The organism is Flavobacterium sp. 120 (genome assembly GCF_003633605.1).
GTDB classification, from domain to species: domain Bacteria; phylum Bacteroidota; class Bacteroidia; order Flavobacteriales; family Flavobacteriaceae; genus Flavobacterium; species Flavobacterium algoritolerans.
Genome location: NZ_RBKZ01000001.1, coordinates 1,953,248 through 1,978,169 on the forward strand (window position 1 = coordinate 1,953,248; position 24,922 = coordinate 1,978,169).

Annotated in this window: 14 protein-coding genes; 3 read left to right on the plus strand and 11 right to left on the minus strand. The window is 34.1% G+C overall.

The genetic code is table 11. The features are described 5' to 3' along the window. Position 1 precedes the first annotated feature (1 nt). From C8C87_RS08385 to C8C87_RS08420, 8 genes are all read right to left on the minus strand, one after another. Positions 2-2,317: a beta-N-acetylhexosaminidase gene (locus C8C87_RS08385; protein ID WP_121342277.1), complete on the minus strand. Its 2,316-nt coding sequence runs from the start codon at positions 2,315-2,317 to the stop codon at positions 2-4. 5 nt (positions 2,318-2,322) lie between these two features. Beyond that, positions 2,323-5,469 (minus strand): glycoside hydrolase family 2 TIM barrel-domain containing protein, encoded by a 3,147-nt coding sequence (locus C8C87_RS08390; protein WP_121342278.1) that lies wholly within the window; start codon positions 5,467-5,469, stop codon positions 2,323-2,325. A 9-nt stretch (positions 5,470-5,478) separates the two neighbouring features. Then, on the minus strand, positions 5,479-7,722 hold the full coding sequence (locus tag C8C87_RS08395) for a GH92 family glycosyl hydrolase (RefSeq protein ID WP_121342279.1): 2,244 nt from the start codon (positions 7,720-7,722) through the stop codon (positions 5,479-5,481). Between the two features lie 3 nt (positions 7,723-7,725). After that, positions 7,726-8,844 (minus strand): putative glycoside hydrolase, encoded by a 1,119-nt coding sequence (locus tag C8C87_RS08400; RefSeq protein ID WP_121343333.1) that lies wholly within the window; start codon positions 8,842-8,844, stop codon positions 7,726-7,728. A 7-nt stretch (positions 8,845-8,851) separates the two neighbouring features. Further along, positions 8,852-9,919 (minus strand): carbohydrate-binding family 9-like protein, encoded by a 1,068-nt coding sequence (locus C8C87_RS08405; protein ID WP_121342280.1) that lies wholly within the window; start codon positions 9,917-9,919, stop codon positions 8,852-8,854. Between the two features lie 7 nt (positions 9,920-9,926). Then, positions 9,927-10,892: a glycoside hydrolase family 130 protein gene (locus C8C87_RS08410; protein WP_121342281.1), complete on the minus strand. Its 966-nt coding sequence runs from the start codon at positions 10,890-10,892 to the stop codon at positions 9,927-9,929. Positions 10,893-10,984: 92 nt separating this feature from the next. Beyond that, on the minus strand, positions 10,985-12,862 hold the full coding sequence (locus tag C8C87_RS08415; protein WP_121342282.1) for a sodium:solute symporter family protein: 1,878 nt from the start codon (positions 12,860-12,862) through the stop codon (positions 10,985-10,987). A gap of 44 nt (positions 12,863-12,906) precedes the next feature. Next, complete coding sequence (locus tag C8C87_RS08420; RefSeq protein ID WP_121342283.1) at positions 12,907-15,150, minus strand: GH92 family glycosyl hydrolase; 2,244 nt, start codon at positions 15,148-15,150, stop codon at positions 12,907-12,909. Positions 15,151-15,278: 128 nt separating this feature from the next. Here C8C87_RS08420 and C8C87_RS08425 point away from each other — a divergent pair, with 128 nt between their 5' ends. Further along, the gene (locus C8C87_RS08425) at positions 15,279-16,337 is read left to right on the plus strand and encodes a sensor histidine kinase (RefSeq protein WP_121342284.1); all 1,059 of its coding nucleotides are present in this window, start codon (positions 15,279-15,281) and stop codon (positions 16,335-16,337) included. A 65-nt stretch (positions 16,338-16,402) separates the two neighbouring features. Continuing rightward, a complete protein-coding gene (locus C8C87_RS08430; RefSeq protein ID WP_121342285.1) occupies positions 16,403-17,116 on the plus strand; it encodes a LytTR family DNA-binding domain-containing protein in 714 nt (237 codons plus the stop codon). A 162-nt stretch (positions 17,117-17,278) separates the two neighbouring features. On the opposite strand, the gene nagB is transcribed toward C8C87_RS08430, so the two are convergent. Together nagB and C8C87_RS08440 are read right to left on the minus strand one after the other, a co-directional pair. Continuing rightward, positions 17,279-19,192: a glucosamine-6-phosphate deaminase gene (gene nagB / locus C8C87_RS08435; protein ID WP_121342286.1), complete on the minus strand. Its 1,914-nt coding sequence runs from the start codon at positions 19,190-19,192 to the stop codon at positions 17,279-17,281. Between the two features lie 152 nt (positions 19,193-19,344). After that, positions 19,345-21,438 carry an alpha-L-fucosidase gene (locus C8C87_RS08440; RefSeq protein ID WP_121342287.1) on the minus strand — a complete coding sequence of 698 codons (2,094 nt, stop codon included), beginning with the start codon at positions 21,436-21,438 and terminating at the stop codon, positions 19,345-19,347. A gap of 319 nt (positions 21,439-21,757) precedes the next feature. On the opposite strand from C8C87_RS08440, the gene C8C87_RS08445 reads away from it, so the two are divergent. After that, positions 21,758-22,606, plus strand: coding sequence for an EamA family transporter (locus C8C87_RS08445; protein WP_121342288.1), 849 nt, complete (start codon positions 21,758-21,760; stop codon positions 22,604-22,606). Positions 22,607-22,736: 130 nt separating this feature from the next. Here the strand turns inward: C8C87_RS08445 and C8C87_RS08450 are convergent, their stop codons facing one another. Then, entirely contained in the window at positions 22,737-24,668 is a 1,932-nt protein-coding gene (locus tag C8C87_RS08450) for an amino acid permease (protein WP_121342289.1), read from the minus strand. Positions 24,669-24,922: the final 254 nt, after the last annotated feature.

The window sequence follows — 24,922 nt, forward strand, 5'->3', positions numbered from 1 at the left end:
CTTAATTAATTAAAATTTCATCAATAAACAACCAGGAATCTTCTCCTTTTGGGCTCTTTTTCAAATTAGTCGCGATTACTTTTACAAATCTGGTATTGAGTTTGTCAAATTTAATTTTAAAATCTTTCAACTCCGAATTTGAATTTATAGCAAATGGACGCAGCACTTGTTGCACTTCTTTATAAGTCACTCCATCAGCTGAAACCAACACTTTTACTGCCGTTGGAAAATAAATTCCGGCACCTTGATTTTCTATTGAACCAACTGTTACTTGACTTATAGTTTGCGTCTTTTCTAAATCAACAACCACTTCCATATCATTGACCAACCAAGCTTGCCATTGCCCATCATGAAAGTTTTTGCTTCCTCTGATGACATTAACCAAACTTAATGGTTCGTCACCTTTATAATTATCATCATACGGAGATTTAAACTTTAATTTACTTCCAAATGCTTTGTGAAATTGAATCGTATCTATAAACGTTTTACCTGTTGGTTTGTCATTTTCGAATAATGAAGCTTTTATAATAGTCGTTTCATTAATTGCTATAGCATCTGTAAATTTGGAAGCATTTTCAGCGACACTTTTATCACCCAAAACATAGCGAATATCTGTTTTTTGCAACTCATTGTTCAAAGCCACTTTGACTATTTTTTTATCTAAATCAGCGGTATATGAAGCCGTTACCAAGTAGGCACTTTTAGCATAATTAACTCCTAAATAATCATAACGTTCTAATAAAGAAGGTAATCTATCAATAAAATTATTCCAATTACGCGCTTCCTTTGGGCTCCATACGGCTTCCGCCAAAGCGGCTAATCTCGGGAAAATCATATACTCAGAATCATCGGGATTAGAAAGATATTCTGCCCATAAATTGGCTTGACCTCCCAAAACATGTTTGGCTTGATTAGGAGTCATCGAATCTACAATAGGATCAAAATCATATACTTTACGCAACGGAAGATAAGCGTCAAAAGCTAGAGGTTCTTCGTTTTGAGGCCCTTGATAAAAATTAAAATAACAATGAGAATCCGGAGTCATAATTACGTTGTGTCCTTGTTCTGTAGCTTCAATACCGCCTTTTGTCCCTCTCCAACTCATTACAGTTGCATCTGGAGCTAAACCGCCTTCTAAAATTTCATCCCAACCTATTACTTTTTTGCCTTTAGAATTGATATATTTTTCCATTCTTTTTACAAAATAGCTTTGCAATTCATTCACATCTTTCAAGCCTTCCTCTTTGATTCTTTTTTGACAATGAGGACATTTGCTCCAATTCGTTTTAGTGGCTTCGTCTCCTCCAATGTGAATGTATTTTGAAGGAAAGATAGTCATGACTTCATCCAATACATTTTGTAAAAATTCGAAAGTAGTTTCTTTTCCGGCACAATAAATATCAGTAATAGGCCAAACTCCGCCTGATGGCACTCCAATGCGTTGATTGAAACAAGCTAACTCAGGATAGGAAGCAATTGCAGAACTAACATGAGCAGGCATTTCTATTTCCGGAATGATTTCTATATTTTTTGATTGGGCATATTTTACAATTTCTTTCAATTCTTCTTGTGTCAAAAACCCTCCGTAAGTCCCTTTTTCATCCGGATTTACAGCAAGTCTCGAGTTCCAAATCAAGTTCTCCTGATTCACTCTCCAAGCACCAACTTCAGTCAATTTTGGGTATTTTTTAATTTCAATTCTCCAACCTTGATCGTCAACTAAATGCAAATGCAACACATTCATTTTAAGCATTGCCAAACGATCGATGGTTTCTTTTATGTAATTTTTATCGAAAAAATGACGCGATAAATCTAGCATTAATCCTCTCCATTGAAAACGAGGTTCGTCAGTGATTGTAATACTTGGAATCTCCCATTTAACATTAGACACCAGTTTTTTACTTTCAATAGCCGTAGGAAGTAATTGTCGTATGCTTTCTAATCCGTAAATAAAACCGGCATTTCCTTTGGCCGAAATCACAATACTTTTGGTTGTTACTTCCAGTTTGTAAGCTTCATTCTTAAGGCTTTCATTTACTTTGAATTGAATGTAATTACTTTTTGGAATCTTAGTAGAAATTTCCGGAATCCAACCTGCTGACTGTCCAAATTTACTGATTAAAGCAGTTGCTATTTCTTTTTGAGAATCATTATTTACTACAAATTTGGTGTTTTTAGAAAACTGAAAAACGCCTTCCTTAAGAACCAAATTTACTGGCTTTGGAAATAGATTAATATCTTTTTGTGCTACCATTTTTTGACTAAAACAGCAACTTATCAGTAAGACAGCGACAAGGATTGATTTTAATATTCTCATTTTAATTATTTTAAAGAAGGTGTTATTTTAAATTGATATTGGTAGTTTTTATCCAAAAGTCTGTATTTTTCCATAGGCCAAGACTGCCAGCTGTCAATCCCACCTACGCCCATTTGTTTGTAATCAATTTTCAGACTTGTTAAATCTCTTTCTTTGATATCAGCCGCATTTCTTTGATTTTTTTCTAATCCATCATCTAAATCTTCCGTTAGAATATGTAACGCTGTAATGCTCAATAAATCATCTGATTGAACATTTAGTTGTAGCTTTTCATTAGATAAATTCAACCATCTGACGGCTGTTTTATTTCCTGTTTCCTGCGGGCGGATATACGGATAATATTGCTCTGAAACCGTTTGATTGTAAAGACCAACTGGAGCGCTGTAATTTCTGTCAAGGTAATTTTCATGCGGTCCTTTACCATAATATTGCATCGCATTGAAGTCTTTTGGCAATACGATTTCCATTCCAAAACGGGGCAACATAGCCACTTCTTTCGTTTTATCAATGTTTAATACTTGTTGAACGCTGATTTCGCCATTGCTATTAATTTCATAGTTTAAAACCAATTCAGAAGAGACTTCGGGCAAACTATAGGTGGCTTTTACCAAAAATTTGTTGTCTTTTGTATTAGAGTAAGACCAACTTATTAATGTAGGGTTTTGCATGGCTGTTTTCCAAGGCAAAAGTCGATGCTGTAATCCAGCACCAAAATCATTATCATTTGGCGCTCTCCAAAAATTAGGACGCAATTGATACCCTTCTTTCAAAATAGGCTGATTGTGGAATGTATATCCGGATACAAAACCTGTTTTTTTATCGAAAGTGATTTCGGTATTGTCGCTTTTAAAAACAATGTTATTGGTAGATTTTTGCACCAGCATTTTGGCAACACCTTCAATTCGTATATCGTTTTTCCAATTTCCTTTATAGTGAAGTTGTTCTGTGGCAATTTCAAATCCTTGAGGCAAAAAAGGTTCTTCTTGTTTCAAATGATAACTCACATTTATAAAAGCTTCTTTATACTGTTTTCCTTCTAAATTAATCGGTAAAACATAGTTTTTAGATTGGTGAGGATTGATGTCTAAAGTATCAATCGTACCACTAATAGTTTCTACCCCATCAAGTACTAATTTCCAATGCAAGCTCACATTGTTTATATTTCTGAAGAAAAATTCGTTAAAAACTTTTATGGTTGCTGTTTCTGAAGACGCCCAAGACGTTAAAATGTTTTGATACACATTTCGCATTTCAAAAGCATGTGGATTGGGTTGTCGCTCCGGATTAAATATCCCATTATTCAAGAAGTTATTATCACTTGGGACATCTTTTGGACCAAAATCACCTCCATAGGCAAAAACAACAGTTCCGTCCTCTCTTCTCTTATAAATCGATTGGTCTATCATATCCCAAATAAAACCGCCTTGAAAATTGCCATGCGCTCTGATAACATCCCAATACTCTTTAAAATTCCCCAAAGAATTCCCCATCGCATGCGCGTATTCGCTTAGAATATAAGGTCTTTCCGGATTAGGATTGGCTTGAATATATTCTTCCATTGCAGTTGGAGCACTGTATTGTGGGTCGATAATGTCTGAATTCCAATCAAATTTTAAGTTTTTCCCATCCCATGCGGCATAAGAAGCTCTTTCATACTGAATAGGTCTGGATGCATCCCTATCTTTCAGCCATAAATACGCCCGATAAAAATTGTAGCCATTCCCGGCTTCATTCCCCATACTCCAAATAATAATCGATGGGTGATTTTTATCTCTTTCGACCATTCTGGTAATGCGTTGCAAATGTGCCAATTCCCAATTGGATTTATTACCCAATGTTTTGGCAATATCATACCCCATTCCATGCGATTCTAAATTGGCTTCATCCACAACATAAATCCCATATTTATCGCATAATTCATACATGTATTCATCATTAGGAAAGTGCGACATCCGGAGTGCATTGATGTTGTATTGCTTCATTACTTTAATATCTTCCTCCATTCGCTCTCTCGAAACCGTTTGTCCCGTGGTTGGATCTGTTTCTTGACGGTTGATGCCTTTGATATATACCGGCTGTCCGTTTACCAATAATTGTCCGCCTTTGATTTCTACTTTTCGAAAACCTACATTTTGAGGAATCACTTCTACTACATTTCCTTTTTTATCTTTTAAAATAAAATTGATTTGGTACAGATTCGGAATTTCAGCCGACCATTTTTTGGGATTATTGACAACCAAATCAAAAGCTAATTTCTTAGTCTCAGCATTAATTTTGAAACTTTTAGTGGCAATAAGTGTTTCGTTATCTTTTAGTTGTGTTTCTAAAGTATAGTTGTCTTTTTTATTTAAATCAGAAAACTGAGTTACAATTTTCAAAGTGCCATCTACATAAGAAGCATCTAAATCCGGAATGATTTCAAAATCTTTAAGATGTGCTTTATTTCTGGCATACAAATACGATTCTCTGGTAATACCGCTCATTCGCCAAAAATCCTGACATTCTAAATACGAACCATCACTCCATTTCATCACTTTTAAGGTAATGGTGTTTTTTCCCGTTTTTAAAAAAGCATTGAGGTTAAATTCCTGAGGCAATTTACCATCTTCGCCATAGCCGACATAAATGCCATTTACCCAAACGGTAAGATTTGATTTGGCCGAACCTACGTGAAGAAAAATATCTTTTCCTTCCCAACTTTTATCGATAGTGATTTCTCTTCTGTAGACTCCTGTGGGATTGTATTTTACAGGAACCAAAGGTGGATTTATCGTTATATATTTAGCAAAATCGTAAGTCGTATTGGTGTAAACCGGAAAACCATACCCGTTTACATCCCAAGTGGCAGGGATTTTAAAGGTATCCCAAGCAGTATCATCAAAAGTACTTTTCTCAAATCCGTTTGGTAAATCATTTGGGCTTTCTACATATTTAAACTTCCATAATCCATTTATATCCAGATAGTTTTCAGATTTTTTCCAATTATTTTTTGTTGCTAATGCTTCGTTTTCGAAAACAAAATAAGAAGCGTGCATTGGAACTCTGTTTTCCTCGTTGATTTTTTCATTTAACCAAAACGGAACACTTTCTTGCGCTTTAGAGGATGCTACAAAAGCCAGTATAAATGTCAATATGAATGCCGTTTTTTTCATTACTTTTTTTTAATTGAACACTTCCGAAGATAATGCCATGGTACTCTTATCCTTATTTGGAAGTTTACCCATTGTGAAAATTAAGATTCCTCCTTGTGTAATCTCTTTGTGCGTAATGTAGTTTCTGTCTATTTTTTTGCCATTCAATTCAATAGATTGGATGTACATATTCTCATTGCTGTTGTTTTTTGTTTGAACAACAAATGTTTTATTATTTTCTAAAGTAATCGTAGCTGAGTCAAATAATGGCGAGCCAAAACTATAAATTCCTTGAGCTGGATTTACGGGATAAAAACCTAAAGAACTAAAAATATACCAAGACGACATTTGTCCGCAATCTTCGTTTCCACAATGTCCATTAGGAGTATTTTTATACTGACTTTCTAAAATTTCCCTAACTAATTTTTGCGTTTTCCAAGGTTCATTAATGTAATTATACAAGTAAGCCACGTGATGACTTGGCTCGTTTCCGTGTGCATATTGCCCAATCATTCCTGTACTAAATATAGGCAGTTTGTCTTCCGGCAATGGATTTAAGGTAAACATGGTATCTAGCTTTTTTTCAAAAGTTAGATTTCCGCCAACTGCTTTTATTAAACCTTCAATGTTTTGAGGCACGGACCAAAAATATTGCCATGCATTGCTTTCGCAGAAATAAGGCGTATATTCTTTTGGAATAAAGTCTTTTATAAATTCCCCATTTTTCGATTTTGGACGCATAAATGTACTTACAGAATCGTACATATTTCTCCAGTTCTCAGAACGTTTCAAGAAATAGTCGTAATCGCTTGATTTATCTAATGCTTTGGCAAATTGTGCCAAACACCAATCATCATAAGCATATTCCAGCGTTTTTGAAACTGACCAGTTTTCATTATGCTCATCAACTGGTACATAACCTAATGTTTTATAACTGTCCAATTGTCTTGAATTAACCATAGAACTTTCTATACACGCTTTATACGCTAATGCGGTGTCAAAATGTTCAATTCCTTTAAAATAAGCATCAACAATAACAGGTATTGCGTGATTGCCTATCATCATATTCGTTTCATTTCCTTGCATTGACCAAACGGGCAATAATCCTGTTTCCTTATAATGTGCCAATAAAGAATTGATCATACTCGAAGCACGTTTTGGATGCAAAATAGTATACAATGGATGCGCCGCTCTATAGGTGTCCCATAACGAAAATGTATCGTATCGATCAAAGCCTTTGGCATTTTCTATATTGCCATTCGCGCCTTTATAATCTCCGTTAGTATCACTTAACAACGTGGGTGCTAACATCGATTGATACATCATCGTGTAAAAGATTTTCTTTTTAGTCTCGTCCGGTGTTTCAATTTGAATTTTACGCAATTCTTTTTCCCAAATAGCCGAAGCTTTTGCTTTATAATTTTCAAAATTAAAATCGGAAGTTTCTACTGCTAAAGATTTATAAGCTCCCGCAATAGTTGCTGTAGAAAGTCCTGTTTTTAAAATTATTTCTTCGTCATCAACCGTATTGTAATTTAAAACAATCTTGGTTTTAACTGCTTTTGAAGGATTCGTTGTAAGCGAATCATTTTTGAAAATCTGATAGGATTTAAACGGTTTTGAAAGTTTTATTACAAAATACACGCGTTGCTCTTTGGCCCAGCCTGTAGATTTTCTATAGCCTTCAATAGTAGTTTTATTCACAACATTGATATAGGTTTCTGTAGGTGCATCCCAATTTAAGGCATAGCCCAAATCAATGTGGATTTGTGATGCATCGTCTTTAGGAAAAGTATATTTATGAATCCCTGTTCGTGCTGTTGTAGTGAGTTCTGCTTTGATTCCAAAATCTAATAAATCTACAGCATAATATCCTGGAATTGCTGTTTCTTTATCATGTGAAAATCTGGAAAACGGTATAAAGTTATTGTCTTTAATACGTTTTGAAAATCTGCTATTGGTGGGCATTACTAAAATATCGTATAAATCACCCGCGCCAGTTCCCGATAAATGCATGTGGGAAAATCCGGAAATAATGGAATCTTTATAATAATATCCAGCAATTCTGTCCCAACCTGGTATCCCAATATCCGGACTTAATTGAACCATTCCAAAAGGCACAGTTGCTCCGGGATATGTATTTCCGGGACCAGCTGTACCAATGAATGGGTTTACATAATCAGTTAATTTAGTTAATTGAACATGATTTTTATGTAGTCCGCAATTAGACAAAAGCAATACAAATAGTATATATTTCAGATACTGTTTCTTCATTATTTATTTTAAACTTGCTTTGGTTTCTTTAATCGTTTTTAATTGATCTGCTGTTAATGCCGGGCCATCAAAAAAAGTAACTCCTTTAGCGCCGTTTTCTTTGGCTAATAAAATAGCTGCTTTCAATTCTTCTCCCGTTTGAAAAGCCGGTAAATAAACGCCGGTATTAACCTTTGTTTGTTTTCCTTTTAAATCAGTAACACCTTGTTTTGTAGCATAACCAACCCAGTCCACTTCTTCATTATAAAAACCATGGTAAATCATTGGATACACTTCATCAATATCCCATTTATCCCAACGTTGACGCACCATATGATCTGCCATTTCAGGGTAAGGAAAAACGGCTGCTGTCAAGTTTTTGTTATACTTGTGTACAATTTTGTAAGCATCATCAACCACTGCTTTTATAGCATTCAATCTAAAGTTTTTCCATTCCATGTCAATAGAAGTATTGGGACTTTTTTTTGGATTTTTATGATGAATTTTTTCAAATTCTTTAATACAAACATCACAATAACAAAAATCAAATTGAGGCAATTCTACCTCTTGAACCAAATTATATTTAGGAAGTAAACCTATTGGCAAGAAAATATCGGAAAAACGAATGTAGTCTAAGTGTACGCTTTCGATACCATCAACTTTTGCCAATTCTTCGACCAAACCTAAGATGTGGTTTCTGGATTCTTTTCTTGTAGGACACAACCACTGATAGTAATCAACATACGGACGCGTGTCAAAACAAGATTTTCCCTCTTTACTAACCGCATACCAATCCGGGTGTTGAAGCGCTACTGGATCGCCCGGTCTGTTCATCGCCATAATCCAAGCATGTACTTTTAACCCATTTTGTTTGGCTATTGGCACTAATCTTTTTAAAAGTTTTGGATCTGTTCCCGTGTTTATTAAAACCTCATCAATCCCGGCGCTTTTGTATTTTTGAAATTCCTGAGTGTATTCCTCATTTGATCTTTTGGCATCGGCAGTAATCCAAACCCCAAATTCGAAAGGCGTTTTTGTAACTGCTGTTGTAGCAGCTAGATGCTCCTTGTTAGTTTCTTCTTTGCTTACCCAAGAAATGAACGTTAGTGCCAGTACAACACCAAATAATTTCGTTAGCTTCATAGCTGATTTAGTTTGATATAATTTTACCATCTTGTCTAATAATTAATGTTTTATTTGAAAAAGGACTTTTTACCGAAATAGTATAACCTGTTTTATGATTTTCCAGTATCGGTTTTAAAATTTTATTTTCAACACGAATGGATTCTTTAGTAAGGCTTTCTAAAGATGTCGCCCATGCTTTGTGTTTTTGATAATACTCTTTTTGAGCTCGGTACAAAGTAAACAATTCCCATTTTAGTTTATCTTCCTGTGGAATTGTAAAACTGTCTTTTCCTGCTTTGGAAGAAAAATAAATATAACCCCATTTTTCAGGTTCGTGCATGTTTATAACTCCCATGGGCGACCAAACCCAATTGTACTCCGGTAAAAATTTTCCAGCTGCGTCTTTCTTGCGTTCGTAATTTCCATTGGTTACCGTATGTTGCCAATTAACTCTGGAAAAATTGACTTTCCAAAAATTATCCTTTGGTACATTGTACTCTCCATAGGATTTTCTATAAGCTGCCCAAGGAATTGCCATTTCGAGTACCCAACCTTCATCGGTGTCATTGGGATTATTAAGGGTTCCATTGATTTTTACTGCCGATTTTAAACCCGTGATGTTCCAATCGTTTAAAACCACATTATCATTTTCACGATATGGTTTTGACAAAAATAAATCCCAAGCTGTATTTAAAGCATTGATTTCTAATTCATAATAATTAAAAGTATCACCATCCGGATCAATAAAAACCTCAAAATCATTGTTATAAAAAATAATTGTATCGCGTTGCTTCAGGTTTGCCCAAACGTGTGGTTCCTCAAGCTTTGCTAAAATATAAAAGTTGGTTTCGTCCCAAAGCATTTTTACTTTCGTACCATACTTTGGTTTTTGGATTCCTTCGATATCTATAAAAGGATCAGACCAATCTACTTTAGCCCATGAAGCATCAGATTCATCTCCATCGATTATCATTTTATCTGTCGTTTTATACGCCACATAACTTTTGGGCACAATTCCGTTTTTTGATTGTGAATAACCAATGATGGACAGAAATCCTAAAGCGACCGTTAACCATTTAAATTTTATACGCATGCTTTTTTTATAAACTATTATCTTTTGTGAACTGAATTACTTCACTTAATTTACCAAATGCCATAGCTACAACGGTATCTGCTGCGCCATAATATACAGCTAATTTATCTTCTTCTATACTATGTAAAGCGGCACAAGGAAACACAACATTACCAACATCTCCTACTTGCTCGTAAATTTCTGCTGGTCCTAATAAATACGGTTGCGTTCTGTATTTTACCTGATCTGGTGCATTTTCATCTAAAATAGCTGCTCCCATCGCATAACGGAAACCGTTACAAGTATTGATAACGCCGTGGTATAGCATCAACCAGCCTTCATTTGTAAGAATAGGGATTGGTCCTGCTCCAACTTTGGTACATTGCCACGCACTGTCTTCAAAAGGAGTTGGTTTCATCACACAACGGTGTTCACCCCAATATTTCATGTCCGGACTATAACTGATCCAAATATCGCCAAAAGGAGTGTGTCCATTATCACTTGGTCGACTTAACATGGCGTATTTTCCGTTTATTTTTTGTGGGAACAAAACTCCATTTCTGTTGAAAGGTAAAAAAGCATTTTCACATTGGAAAAATTCTTTGAAATCAAAGGTGTAACCAATACCAATTGTTGGTCCATTATAACCATTACACCAAGTTATCCAATAACGATCTTCAATAAAAACAACACGAGGATCATATTTATAAGCAGATTCAATCATTTCAGTATTACCGGACTGCATTACTATAGGCTCATGATTGATATCCCAATCGATACCGTTTTTACTAAAACCGGCAAAAATATTCATTTGAACTGCTTTGTTATCACATCTAAAAACACCTGCAAATCCATCTCCAAAAGGAACTACTGCACTATTAAAAATACTGTTTGATGATGGAATAGCATATCTGTCAATAATTGGATTATTAGAATATCTCCAAATTACTTCGTTACTGTCTGCGGGTCTGTCTTGCCAAGGAATTGTACTCATTATCTCTTTCTTAATTATTAAACTTTATTTTTTATTCTTTATTTTTTAAAGCTTTGTCAAAGTTCAAAATTTTGACAAAGTTGTGGTAATTCTTAGTCTGTTATTTTTCGAACTTTATCCAACCAGGTGAATTTTAGGATTGTTGTTGTCACTAAAAATACTATTAATGCTATAATAGCCTTTGGATAATCTTTGATAATGAAGAATATTGGAAGCAAAATCATACTGGACTGCCATACAATTCCGATTACACAATTCATCATATCTTTCCAGAAATCATTATTTTTTTCAAAAGTCTGATCCTCTTCTCTTAATAATTTATAAACCGGTTTCCACCATCCCCAAGGTCTTACATTGCTGTAGAAAGATTTCAGGACTTCAATATCTGTTGGTTTACTCAAGAAAGTTCCTAAAAGACAACCTAAAATGGAGAAACCAAATATCACTGGAAATAAATAAATCGCCTGCACTTCTGATAAATCGTATAAAAATGATCCCGGTGCAAAGTTTCCTTTATTTTGACCTAAAACAAACTGGAAAGAAGCTACAATTAATCCGGCAAACATTCCCCAGAAATAACCCCAACCGTTAAATCTCCACCAAATCCATTTTAAGAAATTGGCAGCCACATAACCTCCGTACAATGCACTAGTAATCCACAAGGTTAGTGAATTAATAGAATCAGCAAAGAATCCCATGAAAACACCTAAACCAACAACCAAGAAAGAAGAAATTTGGCTCACTTTGATATAATGTGCATTTGTAGCAACGGGTTTGAAGTATTTTTTATAAATATCATTTACAATATAAGCTGGTCCTGCATTTACAAAAGCGGAGAATCCAGACATAAAAGCGGCTAATAAACCGGCTAATAAAATTCCTTTAATCCCAACTGGAATGTATAAATTAACCACTTTAGGCATTAACAATTCTAAGTCTGCTCCCGTTAAATTAGTATTTGCATTTAATTCTGGTGCTAAATTCATTAAAGCGATTACCACGATTCCTGTAATTAATAAATACCTTGGAATGAATAAAATTAAGTTGGTAAAACCACTCATATAAGCTGCTTCTTTTACTGATTTTGTAGAAAGAATTCGTTGCAAATCGTAACTTGGCGTTGGTCCTGCAACACTGGCGAAGAAACCTTTGAATAAAGTCATTCCGATAAAGGCACCAAACATTTTGTATCCTTCAGAATCTATTAAACTATTGAACGTTTGAAATTTATCACTCCATTGGGTTTCAAACTGCCATCCGAAGAACACATTTTTCCATTCCTCGGTAATAACCGAATTAATCTGCATTTCTGAATAGTTGATAAAAGCGTAACCTGCAATTAAAACACCCGCAATAATCATAATGATGTATTGAACCACTTCTGTCGCCACTACAGAAAACATTCCGCCTTTAACGGTATAAATCGTAGTTAAAAGTATAATTATCAAAGCATAAGAGCGTTCTGAAGTCAATACAATTAAATCTCCATAATGAAGCGTTAAATCCCAAGGAAGAATGATGGTTACAAATTTCCCGATTCCTTCAAAAAAGTAAGCGATAAAACCAATGGTAGAAATGATGGCGAAAATGGCAACAATAATATGCGATGCTTTTCCGGCTCTGTCGCTTCCAAAACGAGTCAAAATCCATTCGGAACCTGTCATAACTTTCGATCTTCTTATCCAAACGGCCAGAAACATCATCACAAAAATCTGATTCCAAATGGGCCAAAGCCACATAAACATGAAACTTTTTACGCCGTATAAAAATAATACTCCAATCATCCAGGAAGTTCCTGAAACATCAAACATTCCTGATCCGTTGCTTAGACCTAAGAAATACCATTTGATTGTTTTTCCGCCAAGGAAATAATCATCTAATCCTTTTGATGCTTTTCTTGAAATCCAAATTCCTATTCCTACCGATAGTAGAATATAAGCTACGATGATTGATACGTCAATAATATCCATTAATATATTTATTTATTAGTTAATTAATTTGGTTAGTTGATTGGTTATTTTGTTAAACCCCAGTTTTTATTAGGTTCAGAGCCCATCACAAAATGTAAAATTCCACCTTGTACTATTTGCTGATGCGTAATGGCTGTTTTATTAAATGGAACACCGTTAAGCGTTGCTGACTGGATATAAAAGTTTTTATTTGAAACATTTTCGGCTTCAATTACAAACGTTTTTCCGTCTTGAAGATTGATTGTTGCTTTTTCGAAAATTGGACTTCCTATTTCGTATTCACCCGAAGCAGGATTCATAGGATACAATCCCATAGAACTAAATACATACCAAGCCGACATTTGTCCGCAATCTTCATTTCCGCTTAATCCGTTTGGTGTGGTATTGTATTGCGTATCTAAAATGTGGCGTACCCAATATTGTGTTCTCCAAGGTTGACCAGCGCGATTAAACATATAAGCAATGTGGTGACTTGGCTCGTTACCATGTGCATATTGCCCTATCAATCCTGAAATATCAGCTGATACATTACTACCTGTAATCTCTGAACTTTCAGTAAATAACTGTTCTAAACGTTTTGCAAAAACTTCATTACTACCGTGTAACGAAATAAAATCTTCTACATCTTGCGGTACAAACCAGCTGTGTTGCCATGCATTTCCTTCGGTATAGTCCGTTTGTTCTCTGTGGTTTGAATGTTTGGGATCAAAAGGTTCATTCCATGATTTTCCATCTGCTGATTTTCCTCTCATGAATCCCGTTTTTGGATCAAATAGATGTTGGTACGCTTTGGAACGGTTTAGAAAAAATTGATAATCTTCATTTTTCCCTAACGCTTTCGCCATTTGTGCTACACACCAGTCATCATAAGCATATTCTAACGTAATGGTAACCGATTCGTCTAACAAATTATAAGGAATAAATCCGTATTGTTTATACAAATTCAATCCACGTTCGTCTTGCATCATGGTTGTTTTCATCGCAGTGTAGGCTTTTTCGGAATCAAAACCTTTAATCCCTTTTTTATAAGCATCTACAATTACCGGAATTGAGTGATATCCTGTCATCGTATTGGTTTCGTTAGCATAAAGCGTCCAAACGGGTAATATCTTTTTAGTATCATAATACGCTAACATAGAATTCACAAGATCTGAAACCTTATCTGGAGCGACTAAAGTCAATAAAGGATTTTCGGCTCTAAAAGTGTCCCACAGCGACAAAGAAGAATAGGCAGTGTAATTTTTAGCCGTAACAATTTCGTCATTCTCTTTTCTGAATTGCCCATTTTTATCACTATACGTCACAGGTGCTAATTGCGTGTGATACATAGCCGTATAAAATATTGTTTTGAGTGAATCTACTGGAGTTTCTACAGTAATTTTATTTAAAGCCGTGTTCCAAGTAGTGGTTGCTTTTGCTTTCACATTTTCAAAATTGAAGTTCTCCGTTTCTAAATTGTCTTTTGCATTAGCGATACTAACAGAGGATAATGCGACTTTTACCAATACCTCATCACTGCCGGCAGCATCAAAAAACAATTGTGCTGTAGTATGTTCTCCTTCAGATGCAGTGCCTGAAACTATTTTTTGATTGGCTGTTAATACGGATTCGGAAATAGGTTTAGAAAATTTTGCCACAAAAAACACTTTTTGATTTTTTGCCCATCCGGTACTAAAACGATACCCACTAATGGTATACTTATCTTCAATTGTAAGAGCAGTTTTTAAGGCTTTGTCCCAGTTAATTGCAAAACCAAGATCAATGACAACAGCTTGTTTATCTTCTTTTGCAAAAGTATATTTATGAAAGGCAGTTCGCTGGGTCGATGTTAACTCTACATTAATTTTAGGATCTTCAAGGTAAACTTGGTAATAACCCGGAGAAGCTTTTTCGTTAGCATGGCTGTACGATGATTTATAAGGAAGTTGATCTCGAGAAGTTGTTTTTACAGTTAAATCAACTTTTTTATTTGTTGGCATAAATAATATGTCGGTCAAATCTCCAATACCGGTTCCGCTTAAATGCAAATGACTGAAACCTGCCACTATCGAATCTGAATAATGATAACCGGAGCACCAATCCCAACTCGAGACACCATTATCAGGGCTTACTTGCAACATCCCAAAAGGAACAGTTGCTCCCGGATACGTATGTCCATGACCTCCGGTACCTAAAAAAGGATTTACATGGTCAACAAAAATATCTTCTTGGAGGTTATTTTTATTTATCTTTATTTTACAACTTGTAATTAAAATTACAAACAAAATAAGCAAGGAAAAATTCTTCATATCAAACAATCTTAATTTAATTTTAAATTTATATAAATTTAACGTCTGCTAAAATTAATTTAGACGGATAACATATAAACTAACCTAAACATCAAAAAAATAGTAACAAACCATACTTTCCTCCCATCATGATTTTCAACAGCAGTAAACTATACCGAATACCATTACATTACCACATTATCTTTTGGCTAACCTATTTTTTATTCAACACATTTCGTTGGGGTAGCTATTTCAATGATTATTTATATTCCTTGAAAACAAATTTATTAGGCTTTCCTATTCACATGACCTTAACGTATTTGAATATTTTAGTTCTTATGCCGTATTTGGTTTATCGAAAAAGATACCTGTTATATATACTTGCTGTTTTATCGGCCATATTTATTATGGTCTTTATAAAATTCAACCTTACCTACTTACTCATAACCCATAATGTTTGGCCTGAAGGACCTGAAACTATTGATAAATTATCGCTGAACTATACTATTGATATGATGATGGGAGAACTTTATGTAATTACATTTGTTACGGCAATTAAGATTACATTAGACTTTTTGAAGGAACAAAAAAGAGTAACCGATCTTGAAAAATCACAATTAGAAACAGAGTTGCTTTTCTTAAAATCACAAATTTCTCCACACTTCTTTTTCAATACGCTGAACAACATTTATTCTTTATCGGTTGAAAAATCCACTAAAACACCCAAAATAATTTTAAAGCTTTCGGAGTTAATGCGTTATATGCTTTATGAAACTAAAAACAAGAGACAAACTTTAGAAAACGAAATACTCTGCATTCAAAACTACCTGGATTTAGAGCGAATCAGAAATGATGACCGATTAGAAGTAAACATAGCTATCTCCGGTGATATTCACGATAAGGAAATAGCTCCTATTTTATTGCTGACTTTTGTTGAAAATGCGTTTAAACATGGCGTAAATAAAAATACCGGAAAAGTAAAAATTGATATTAACTTTAACATTAAAGAGGATTTTCTTCATTTTACCATTTCAAACCCAATGCCTACCATTACAAAACATAAAGATAATTTAAACATATCAAGCGGTATTGGAATAGAAAATGTAAAAAAAAGAATTGCATTAGGGTATAATAAAAATGACTATAAGCTTTCTTTTAAGAATAAAAAGAATAATTTTGTCGTGAAGCTAATAATTAAAGTATCGTAATGTAGCTTATCTTTTTTTAAACTATCCCCACTCAATTATTTCGACCTAAAACTAATAAAATAGAAATGAAAATAAAGTGTTTGATTATTGATGATGAGCCATTGGCGATTAACGTTATTAAAAATTACATTGAGCAAATTGAAGATTTAGAATTAATAAACACCTTTAGTAATTCAATAGAAGGCTTAAATTTCTTAAAAAACAATACAATTGATGTGATTTTTCTAGACATTAATATGCCTGTTTTAGATGGTATAAATTTTATAAAAAGTTTAGAAAACCCACCTTTGCTAATTATTACCAGTGCATACGATCAATTTGCAATAGAAACTTACGAACTCGATGTTTTGGATTACTTAGTTAAACCTATTGAGTTTCCCCGATTGATGAAAGCGGTAAACAAGATTAACAAAAGACTCAACAATACCAGTAAAGTTATTCCGGAAAACAGCAAAGAAAACCCATTCATTTTTGTTAAAATAGACAAAAAGAAAATGAAAAAGATTTTTTTAAATGAAATTTTGGTTATCGAAAGCTTAAAAGATTACTTAAAAATAAATACTTTAACTGGAAAATACATCATTCACAGCACACTATCTGATTTTACCAACTTATTACCTGAAAGAGACTTTATAAGAATACACCGATCCTATACCATAGCTATTGATAAAATTGATGCGGTTGAAGGAAATAGTATTGAAATAGAAGGCCTTAGATATGTAATAGGAAGGTCTTATATTGATGATGTAAAACAAAAAATTTTAAATTCCTCTATTTAATATTTACTTCATTAAAAGGGATTGTACTCCACCTTGATTATCTGTATTTCACTACAATAAACAAAAAAAATGCAACCAAAAAGGTTGCATTTTCAACAAACAGGTGACCAACCAAACAAACCATATTAATAACTTACTGTTTGTACAAACAATAAAAACAAATTAAAAATAATATCGTTTAAACGCTTCAATAGCCGAATAATCTGCTAATCCTAAATCATGATATTTCTTTGCCGTTAATCGATTTCTATCTTCAACACGCACCCAGAACTCTCTACTGTCATCTCCTTGAAACATAACTCCATCTTTTTGAGATTGGTGATAAAAAATAGCATGACGTTTTTTAAGCACTTGATCTGGACTCATAGGAACTGCCATCTCGATTTGATATGATTCCCATTCATGCCAAGCTCCACGATATAACCATACCCAACAATCATCCATGTAACTGTTATGTTTTACTCGTTTTAAAGCCTCAAACAAACTATCCAAACAAACTTTATGCGTTCCATGCGGATCTGCTAAATCTCCTGCAGCGTATATTTGATGTGGTTTTATCCTTTCAATAATAGCACACATAATAGCAATATCAACTTCAGAAAGATTATTTTTCTTTACAGTACCCGTTTCATAAAAAGGGAGATCCAGAAAATTTACATTTGAATCCGATAAACCTAAATATCTGGTCGCTGCCAAAGATTCACTCCTTCTAATCAATCCTTTTAATTTTCTGACTTCTAATGAATCAATATCATTATTCGCTTTACTCTTCAAAAAGTTTATGATACTTTCTGCTTCACTGGAATTACTGTTTAATCCCATAGAAATTTCAGCAAACTTTAAAGCTTCTTCATTTGAAACTGCAATATTTCCTGAAGTTTGATAAGCAATATGCACATCATGTCCTTGTTCTACCAGTCTGTCAAAAGTTCCTCCCATAGAAATAACATCATCATCAGGATGTGGACTAAAAATAATAATTCTCTTTCTTTCCGGGGTGGAACGCTCCGGTCGGTAAGTATCATCTGCATTAGGTTTTCCTCCTGGCCAGCCGGTGATGGTCTGCTGCATTTTATTAAACATTTTAATATTTAAATCATATGCAGTTCCCTCTTCAGTTAAAAGACTGGACATACCGTTATCGTTATAATCTTTATCAGTTAATTTAAGGAAAGGTTTTTTAGTTAATTCACTCAACCATGCCACCGCTTTTAGTTTTAATTCATCTGACCATATACACGGCCTAACTAACCACGGTGTTTTTACTCTTGTTAATTCTGATGAAGCCTCAGTATCTAAAACAAATGTTGTGTTGCTATGTTCTTGTAAATAAGTGGCTGGTACTCGGGAAGAAATTTCTCCTTCGATGGTTTTTTTTATGATTCCCGCTTTACTGATTCCCCAACCAAGAAGCACAATTCTTTTAGCATTTCTTACCGTGCCAATACCCATTGTGATTGCTTTTCTAGGCACATTGTCTATCCCTAAAAAGGAAGATGCCGCATCCATACGCGTCAAATGATCAAGGGTAATACTTCGTGTTCCAGAATTAACGTGAGATCCTGGCTCATTAAATCCTATATGTCCTGTTCTACCAATACCTAAAAGCTGAAAATCCAATCCTCCTAAGGATTTAATCTTCATTTCATAATCGATACAATATTGGTGTAAATCTTCATTACTAACTTTTCCGTCAGGAATATTAATATTTTCCGAAGGAATATTTACATGATTAAAAAGATGCTCATGCATAAATTGATAATAACTCTGAATGTTATCCTTATCCATCGGATAATATTCATCTAAATTAAAGGTCACTACATTAGAAAAATTCAGACCTTCTTCTTTGTGTAATCTAACCAGTTCTTCGTATACTTTTATTGGTGAAGATCCTGTTGCTAACCCTAAAACACAAGGTTCCTTTAATTCTTCTTTTCTTTGAATTATATTTGCTATTTCTTGTGCAACTAATACAGAAGCCTCTTGAGATGAATCGAAAATAACATTGTGAATTTTCTCAAAACGGGTTTCTTCAAACTTTCCTGCTTCTTTAAAACTTATACCTTCTTTAATCATTTGCCAGTTATTCTTTTAATTAATTAAAATAAAATTAAGTATTTATAAATCTTTAACTATCAAAAATTCGACTAACAGCTAGTAGCCTTCGGCAAAAGACATAATTATAAACTTAAAATTGTTTTTATATAATAATTCAGTCTAACGTAATGTTATTCAATAACATTTATTTCACCAATAGAAACAGTTTGTCCTTTTTCTACTGCTGATTTAGCCACAAAACGCAAGTATCTAGCCTTCACTCCGGCAAAAAATTTCAGCTGCTCTATAGGATTGTTTTTAATATTTGAGAACTCCCCTTCAGATTGTTTAGTCCAGTTTATAGTATCTGTACTGGTATAAAATTCGTAATTAGCAATTAAATTAAGAGTATTCCCTACTTGTTGCGGGACATAGGTAAATCCCTTTATTTGAAGTAAAACTCCCATATCAATAATTATTTCCTGAGGAAGTTTATTACTATCGCTTCCAAAACTCCAATCTGTATTTGGATTACCATCTATAGTTCGATTCACGGTATTCAAATCACCGCTTGAGGCAGTAACTATTTTCCATTTTTCTTTAGAAATCCCATACTTAGCTCTTGTTATGGAACTGCTTCTGTTTTCTGCTTTGTTTATCGCAACTGCCTTTATTTCAACTGCTTTATTGTATCTAAATGGTTCTGTATACAATAGGCTCTTCACTGATGGATTAGAGCCATCAAGAGTGTAATAAATATTGTTTCCTTCTTCAGATTTGATAGTAACCTCACCATTTTTATCTCGTTTTACCTCTGGAGTTCTCACAAAAGTAGGCGCGTTGAAGGCTTGAATATTCGATATAAGAATACACGCTTTAGAATCTGTAATATTTACTTTCAGTGACGAAGCTGTAACTCTATTGGTTCTTAGAATCCTTTTATAACCAATAGTAGTTTCAGTAGCAATAGTTTTCCATTGTCCATCAACTTTAGCTTCAACAGTAAATGCCTTAACCCGTTGTCCCAGTTTTATATATTCTTGAAGCAAGATTCGGTTAATGGGTGTTGGCTTATCAAATTCAAAGGTGATAGATGCTGTTTTTACGTTATCATCAGTGGCCCAATAGGTATTTTTATCTCCATCGATTACTGTTTTAGCTGCATATTTAGTGTCATTGCCTCGAATATTATCGGCTGAAACCTTTGTTTTCACTAATAATTCAGTTTTAAAATCAGCATTAATAATTGCAGAGAACTCTTTTAGCCTTGCGACATCATGTTCATTAATTAATCCTCTTTTATCTGGAGGAAGGTTTAACAAAAGATTTGAATTACGACCTATAGATTGATAATAAATATCGACCATTTTATCTATAGAATGAACCATATCATCTTCTACAGCATGATAAAACCAACCTGGACGTATGGATACATTTGTTTCTCCCGGCACCCATTTTTCACCATTTTCATGTCCAGACATAAATTCGGTATAATGAACTTTACCAGCCAACTCATCTTTTTGACGTAAAAGACTCCAATTTGTTTCATTAGCATACCCTTCTTCATTTCCAATCCATCGTGCTTCTGAAGGTCCAATTCCCCAAACTAATGTTTTGGGAGCTATACTATAGATTAATTTATACGTTTCGTCCCAATTGTAATATTCCAGTGTATTTATTTTTCTTGTTTCATTGGCTCCACCATAATATCCATCACCACCATTGGCACCATCAAACCACATTTCAAAAACATCCCCATAATTAGTCAACAATTCTTTTAGTTGATTTCTAAAGTAGGTAATGTAGGCTGGCTTGCCATATTCCGGATGATTTCTATCCCAAGGAGAAAGATACAATCCTAATTTCAGACCATACTCCTTACAAGCGGCTGCTAATTCTTTAACAACATCGCCTTTTCCCTTTTTCCAAGGAGAATTTTTCACGGAACGTTCTGTATATGCCGATGGCCATAAACAAAATCCGTCATGATGTTTAGCCACTAATATAATTCCTTTCAATCCCGCTTCCTTAGCCACTCGAGCCCATTGACGCACATCTAAAGCAGTAGGATTAAACAATTGTGGAGATTCATCGCCATAACCCCATTCTTTGTTAGTGAATGTGTTTAACGAAAAGTGGACAAAAGCATACGATTCCATTTCTTGCCAATCCAATTGTTTTTGTGTTGGTAACGGACCAAATGCTTCAGGAGATTTTACCAATTCCTGACCACTAATTATTGGTATTATGCAAAAAAAACTTAGTATGAGTAAAACATTTTTCATGGCAACTGTAATTAATATTCTGTTATCAAACTTGCAGCAGTACAATGTTAAACTAATTTATTATTCTAATTGTAACTTTTTCGACCAACACCTATTTTAAGAGAGTCTTGGGATAATCAGAGGCATTCACAAGATAAAAGAATTCTATAGAAATTATCTAACAACTTTGTTTACAATACAGTGCTCATACTACTTTACAGTTAGTAGTACCGATTTAAAAAAAAGTAACACAAAAAACAAATGCGATTCCTTTTTCATAGGATGGGATATGCAATCCAAACATATAAATAGTAATTTTGCAGCATAAATATATAAATCTATGTTATTTCTAATCTTAAGTATTATTTGCAGTGTTACCGTGGGTGTGATATTTAAAGTCGCCCGAAAATATACCATCAGCCACACCCAAATAGTCGCTTGGAATTATGTGTTTGCTGGAACACTTTGCTACCTATCATTCAGCCCTGACTTAAATACAATGGAATCTACTGCGCCTTGGTGGCTTTATATAACCATTGGCGTTTTATTGCCTTCTATATTCCTTTTTTTGGCGGCATCCATCAAACACATGGGAATTGTAAAAACTGATGCAGCCCAAAGACTGTCATTATTCATCCCTATTCTTGCGGCTTGGCTTCTATTCAAAGAAGAATTCAATATGTTGAAAATCTCGGCTTTCGTATTGGCAATCCCGGCACTGTTGCTTATTCTCACTAAAAACACCGAAAACACTAAAAATAAATGGGGTTATCCCGCTGTAGTCTTGATTGGCTTTGGAGTCATAGACATTCTCTTCAAACAAATTGCCACTTATACCAGTCTGCCTTACACCACTTCATTATTTGTCATCCTAGGAATAGCAATGTGTATCATGTTTACTGTGGTTGCCTATGAAGTGATTTTTAAACAAGTAACATTAAATATCCATAACATTCTTTTTGGTGCTTTAGTTGGTATTTTCAACTTTGGGAATATTCTTTTCTACCTTAAAGCACATCAGGAATTTTCAAAAAACCCTTCAACCGTTTTTGCGGGTATGAATATGGGAGTGATTATTATTGGCAGTCTTGTAGGCGTTCTAATTTTTAAAGAAAAACTGAGCAAAATGAATTTTATAGGGCTGTTTTTAGCTTTAATAGCGATTGTTTTAATTGTGCTCTCACAGTAGTAAAACCAATACATTTCTTAAGTCTAATAAATTAATTTTGGACACAATACCACTTAAATACTTCACTAAAAAACACAAAAAAAACCGTCCAGTTTTAACAAGACGGTTTTTATTATAAATGAGGTTATTTTTAAATTTCTACACTATTCAACTTGCTGTTTTTTCGGCTAAAGCTAAAATAGATTACCAATCCAATTAAAAGCCAAACTCCAAAATAAATCCAGTTCCAAACACTAAGTTCTGCCATCATATACAAACAACAAATCAAGCCTAATAGTGGAATTAAAGATAAATTTTCTTTGTATGACCAAACCATCAATCCAACTAAAACAACTAGGAAAATCCACATTGGAATTTTATGTTTGAACAAACCAAAACCACTTTCATATTTAACAGAATCGGCAATTGGTAAACCAGCAATAACTGACGCATATTTTGCATCATCTTGTTGGTACTGACTTAACAAATGTTCTAAATCCGGTGTTTCGGTCGTACTGTTTTTAGCGTCAATTGTTACTAAATAATCATACACTTTTTGAGTTTCTTCTTTATTCAACGATGTGATTATATCCGCAGCATTATTGATTTGAGTTTCATTGGTAATAAAATCCATCGTCGCTTTCTTATTGTATCCAAAAGCAAATACCAACCCGATAAGAAGCAAAACCGGCATAATAAATTTTGAATTTACATACGGTGTTTTGAACTTTCCTCTTGGAATATCAGTCTTATTTTGCAAAGCCAAAACTCCTGCACAAACCAATACAAAAGCGAATAAAGTCCCAATACTACACAAATCTGTAACCATAGTTAGATTCAAAAACAAAGCAGGAACCGCAACCACAAAACCGGTTACAATTGTTGCGTAAGATGGCGTTTTGTATTTTGGATGCACTTTTGAGAAACGCTTTGGTAACAACCCATCACGACTCATGCTCATCCAGATACGCGGTTGTCCCATTTGGAAAACCAATAAAACACTCGCCATAGCCACTACTGCACTTACTGCAATAATTCCTGACATCCATTTTAAGTCTAATTTTTCAAATACAAAAGCTAAAGGATCACCTACATTCAATTGGTCATAACTAACCATTCCAGTTAACACTAAAGCTATAGCAATATATAAAATGGTACATATAATAATGGCCCACATCATTCCTCTTGGCAAATCACGTTGCGGATCTTTACATTCTTCTGCTGTTGTTGAAATAGCATCAAATCCAATATAAGCAAAAAACACTGCTGAAACTCCTTTCAAAACTCCTGTAACTCCATTAGGTGCAAATGGATCCCAATTAGCAGTATCTACATAGAAAACACCAACGGCAATTACCAAAAGAACGATACACAGTTTAACAACCACCATGATATTACTCGCATTTCTGGACTCTTTCATCCCACGGTAAATCAATGCTGTGATTAAAACAATAATCAATAATGCCGGAAGATCGGCTACGAAATGAAACGACCCAATAACTGGTGAAGTTGTCCAGGCGACATAAGCATCTTGAATAGCAGGACTTAAGTTTTCGTATGTTTTTCCGCCTTGCATCAATGCTGTAGCTTCATCAAATCCTTTAGAAGCAGATAAATAATCCATTTGAACCCATTGTGGCAAGTGAAGACCTCCACTTTCGAGCAAACCAGTAAAATAATCACTCCACGATATAGCCACTGTTATATTACCTACGGAGTATTCCATAATCAATGCCCAACCAATAATCCAGGCAATAATTTCACCAAAAGCAACATACGAATAGGTATAAGCACTTCCGGAAACGGGAACCATCGAGGCAAATTCAGCATAAGCAAAAGCAGCAAAACTACAGGCTATAGCAGTAAACAAGAATAGAAAGATAACTGCAGGACCTCCATCGGCACTTGCTTTTCCAATGGTACTAAAAATACCGGCTCCTACAATTGCAGCGATTCCAAAAGCAGTCAAATCTCGTGCAGTCAAATGTTTACCTAAGGCATTATGTCCATCAGTATTATTTTTCTCAACTTGTTTTAAAATATCCTGTACTGTCTTTTTTCTGAATAAACCGTTTAACGCCATATTGTAAATTTTATCATTAAAAATTAATATACTGTAAATTATATGTTTTTATGTTAGATATTATGCAAATAATCTTCAAAAATCAAAAGTATAAAACAAATTGAACTAATGCCGTTTCTCCAACTATTTTTTTTTATTATTTTTCAATACGTTTAAAATGATTTATTTTTCAACTAAAAAAGTCAAATAAAATAATTTTAACATTAAAAAAGAAAATCTATTAAAATTGAAAAGTATTTTTCCGCCCTATTTAA

What these genes read in the sequence shown, in the direction of transcription:
- C8C87_RS08385 (WP_121342277.1), bottom strand. Translation starts at nt 2,317, where the DNA reads ATGAGAATATTAAAATCAATCCTTGTCGCTGTCTTACTGATAAGTTGC.
- C8C87_RS08430 (WP_121342285.1), top strand. Translation starts at nt 16,403, where the DNA reads ATGAAAATAAAGTGTTTGATTATTGATGATGAGCCATTGGCGATTAAC.
- C8C87_RS08445 (WP_121342288.1), top strand. Translation starts at nt 21,758, where the DNA reads ATGTTATTTCTAATCTTAAGTATTATTTGCAGTGTTACCGTGGGTGTG.
- C8C87_RS08405 (WP_121342280.1), bottom strand. Translation starts at nt 9,919, where the DNA reads ATGCGTATAAAATTTAAATGGTTAACGGTCGCTTTAGGATTTCTGTCC.
- C8C87_RS08450 (WP_121342289.1), bottom strand. Translation starts at nt 24,668, where the DNA reads ATGGCGTTAAACGGTTTATTCAGAAAAAAGACAGTACAGGATATTTTA.
- C8C87_RS08440 (WP_121342287.1), bottom strand. Translation starts at nt 21,438, where the DNA reads ATGAAAAATGTTTTACTCATACTAAGTTTTTTTTGCATAATACCAATA.
- C8C87_RS08390 (WP_121342278.1), bottom strand. Translation starts at nt 5,469, where the DNA reads ATGAAAAAAACGGCATTCATATTGACATTTATACTGGCTTTTGTAGCA.
- nagB (WP_121342286.1), bottom strand. Translation starts at nt 19,192, where the DNA reads ATGATTAAAGAAGGTATAAGTTTTAAAGAAGCAGGAAAGTTTGAAGAA.
- C8C87_RS08425 (WP_121342284.1), top strand. Translation starts at nt 15,279, where the DNA reads ATGATTTTCAACAGCAGTAAACTATACCGAATACCATTACATTACCAC.
- C8C87_RS08395 (WP_121342279.1), bottom strand. Translation starts at nt 7,722, where the DNA reads ATGAAGAAACAGTATCTGAAATATATACTATTTGTATTGCTTTTGTCT.
- C8C87_RS08420 (WP_121342283.1), bottom strand. Translation starts at nt 15,150, where the DNA reads ATGAAGAATTTTTCCTTGCTTATTTTGTTTGTAATTTTAATTACAAGT.
- C8C87_RS08415 (WP_121342282.1), bottom strand. Translation starts at nt 12,862, where the DNA reads ATGGATATTATTGACGTATCAATCATCGTAGCTTATATTCTACTATCG.
- C8C87_RS08400 (WP_121343333.1), bottom strand. Translation starts at nt 8,844, where the DNA reads ATGAAGCTAACGAAATTATTTGGTGTTGTACTGGCACTAACGTTCATT.
- C8C87_RS08410 (WP_121342281.1), bottom strand. Translation starts at nt 10,892, where the DNA reads ATGAGTACAATTCCTTGGCAAGACAGACCCGCAGACAGTAACGAAGTA.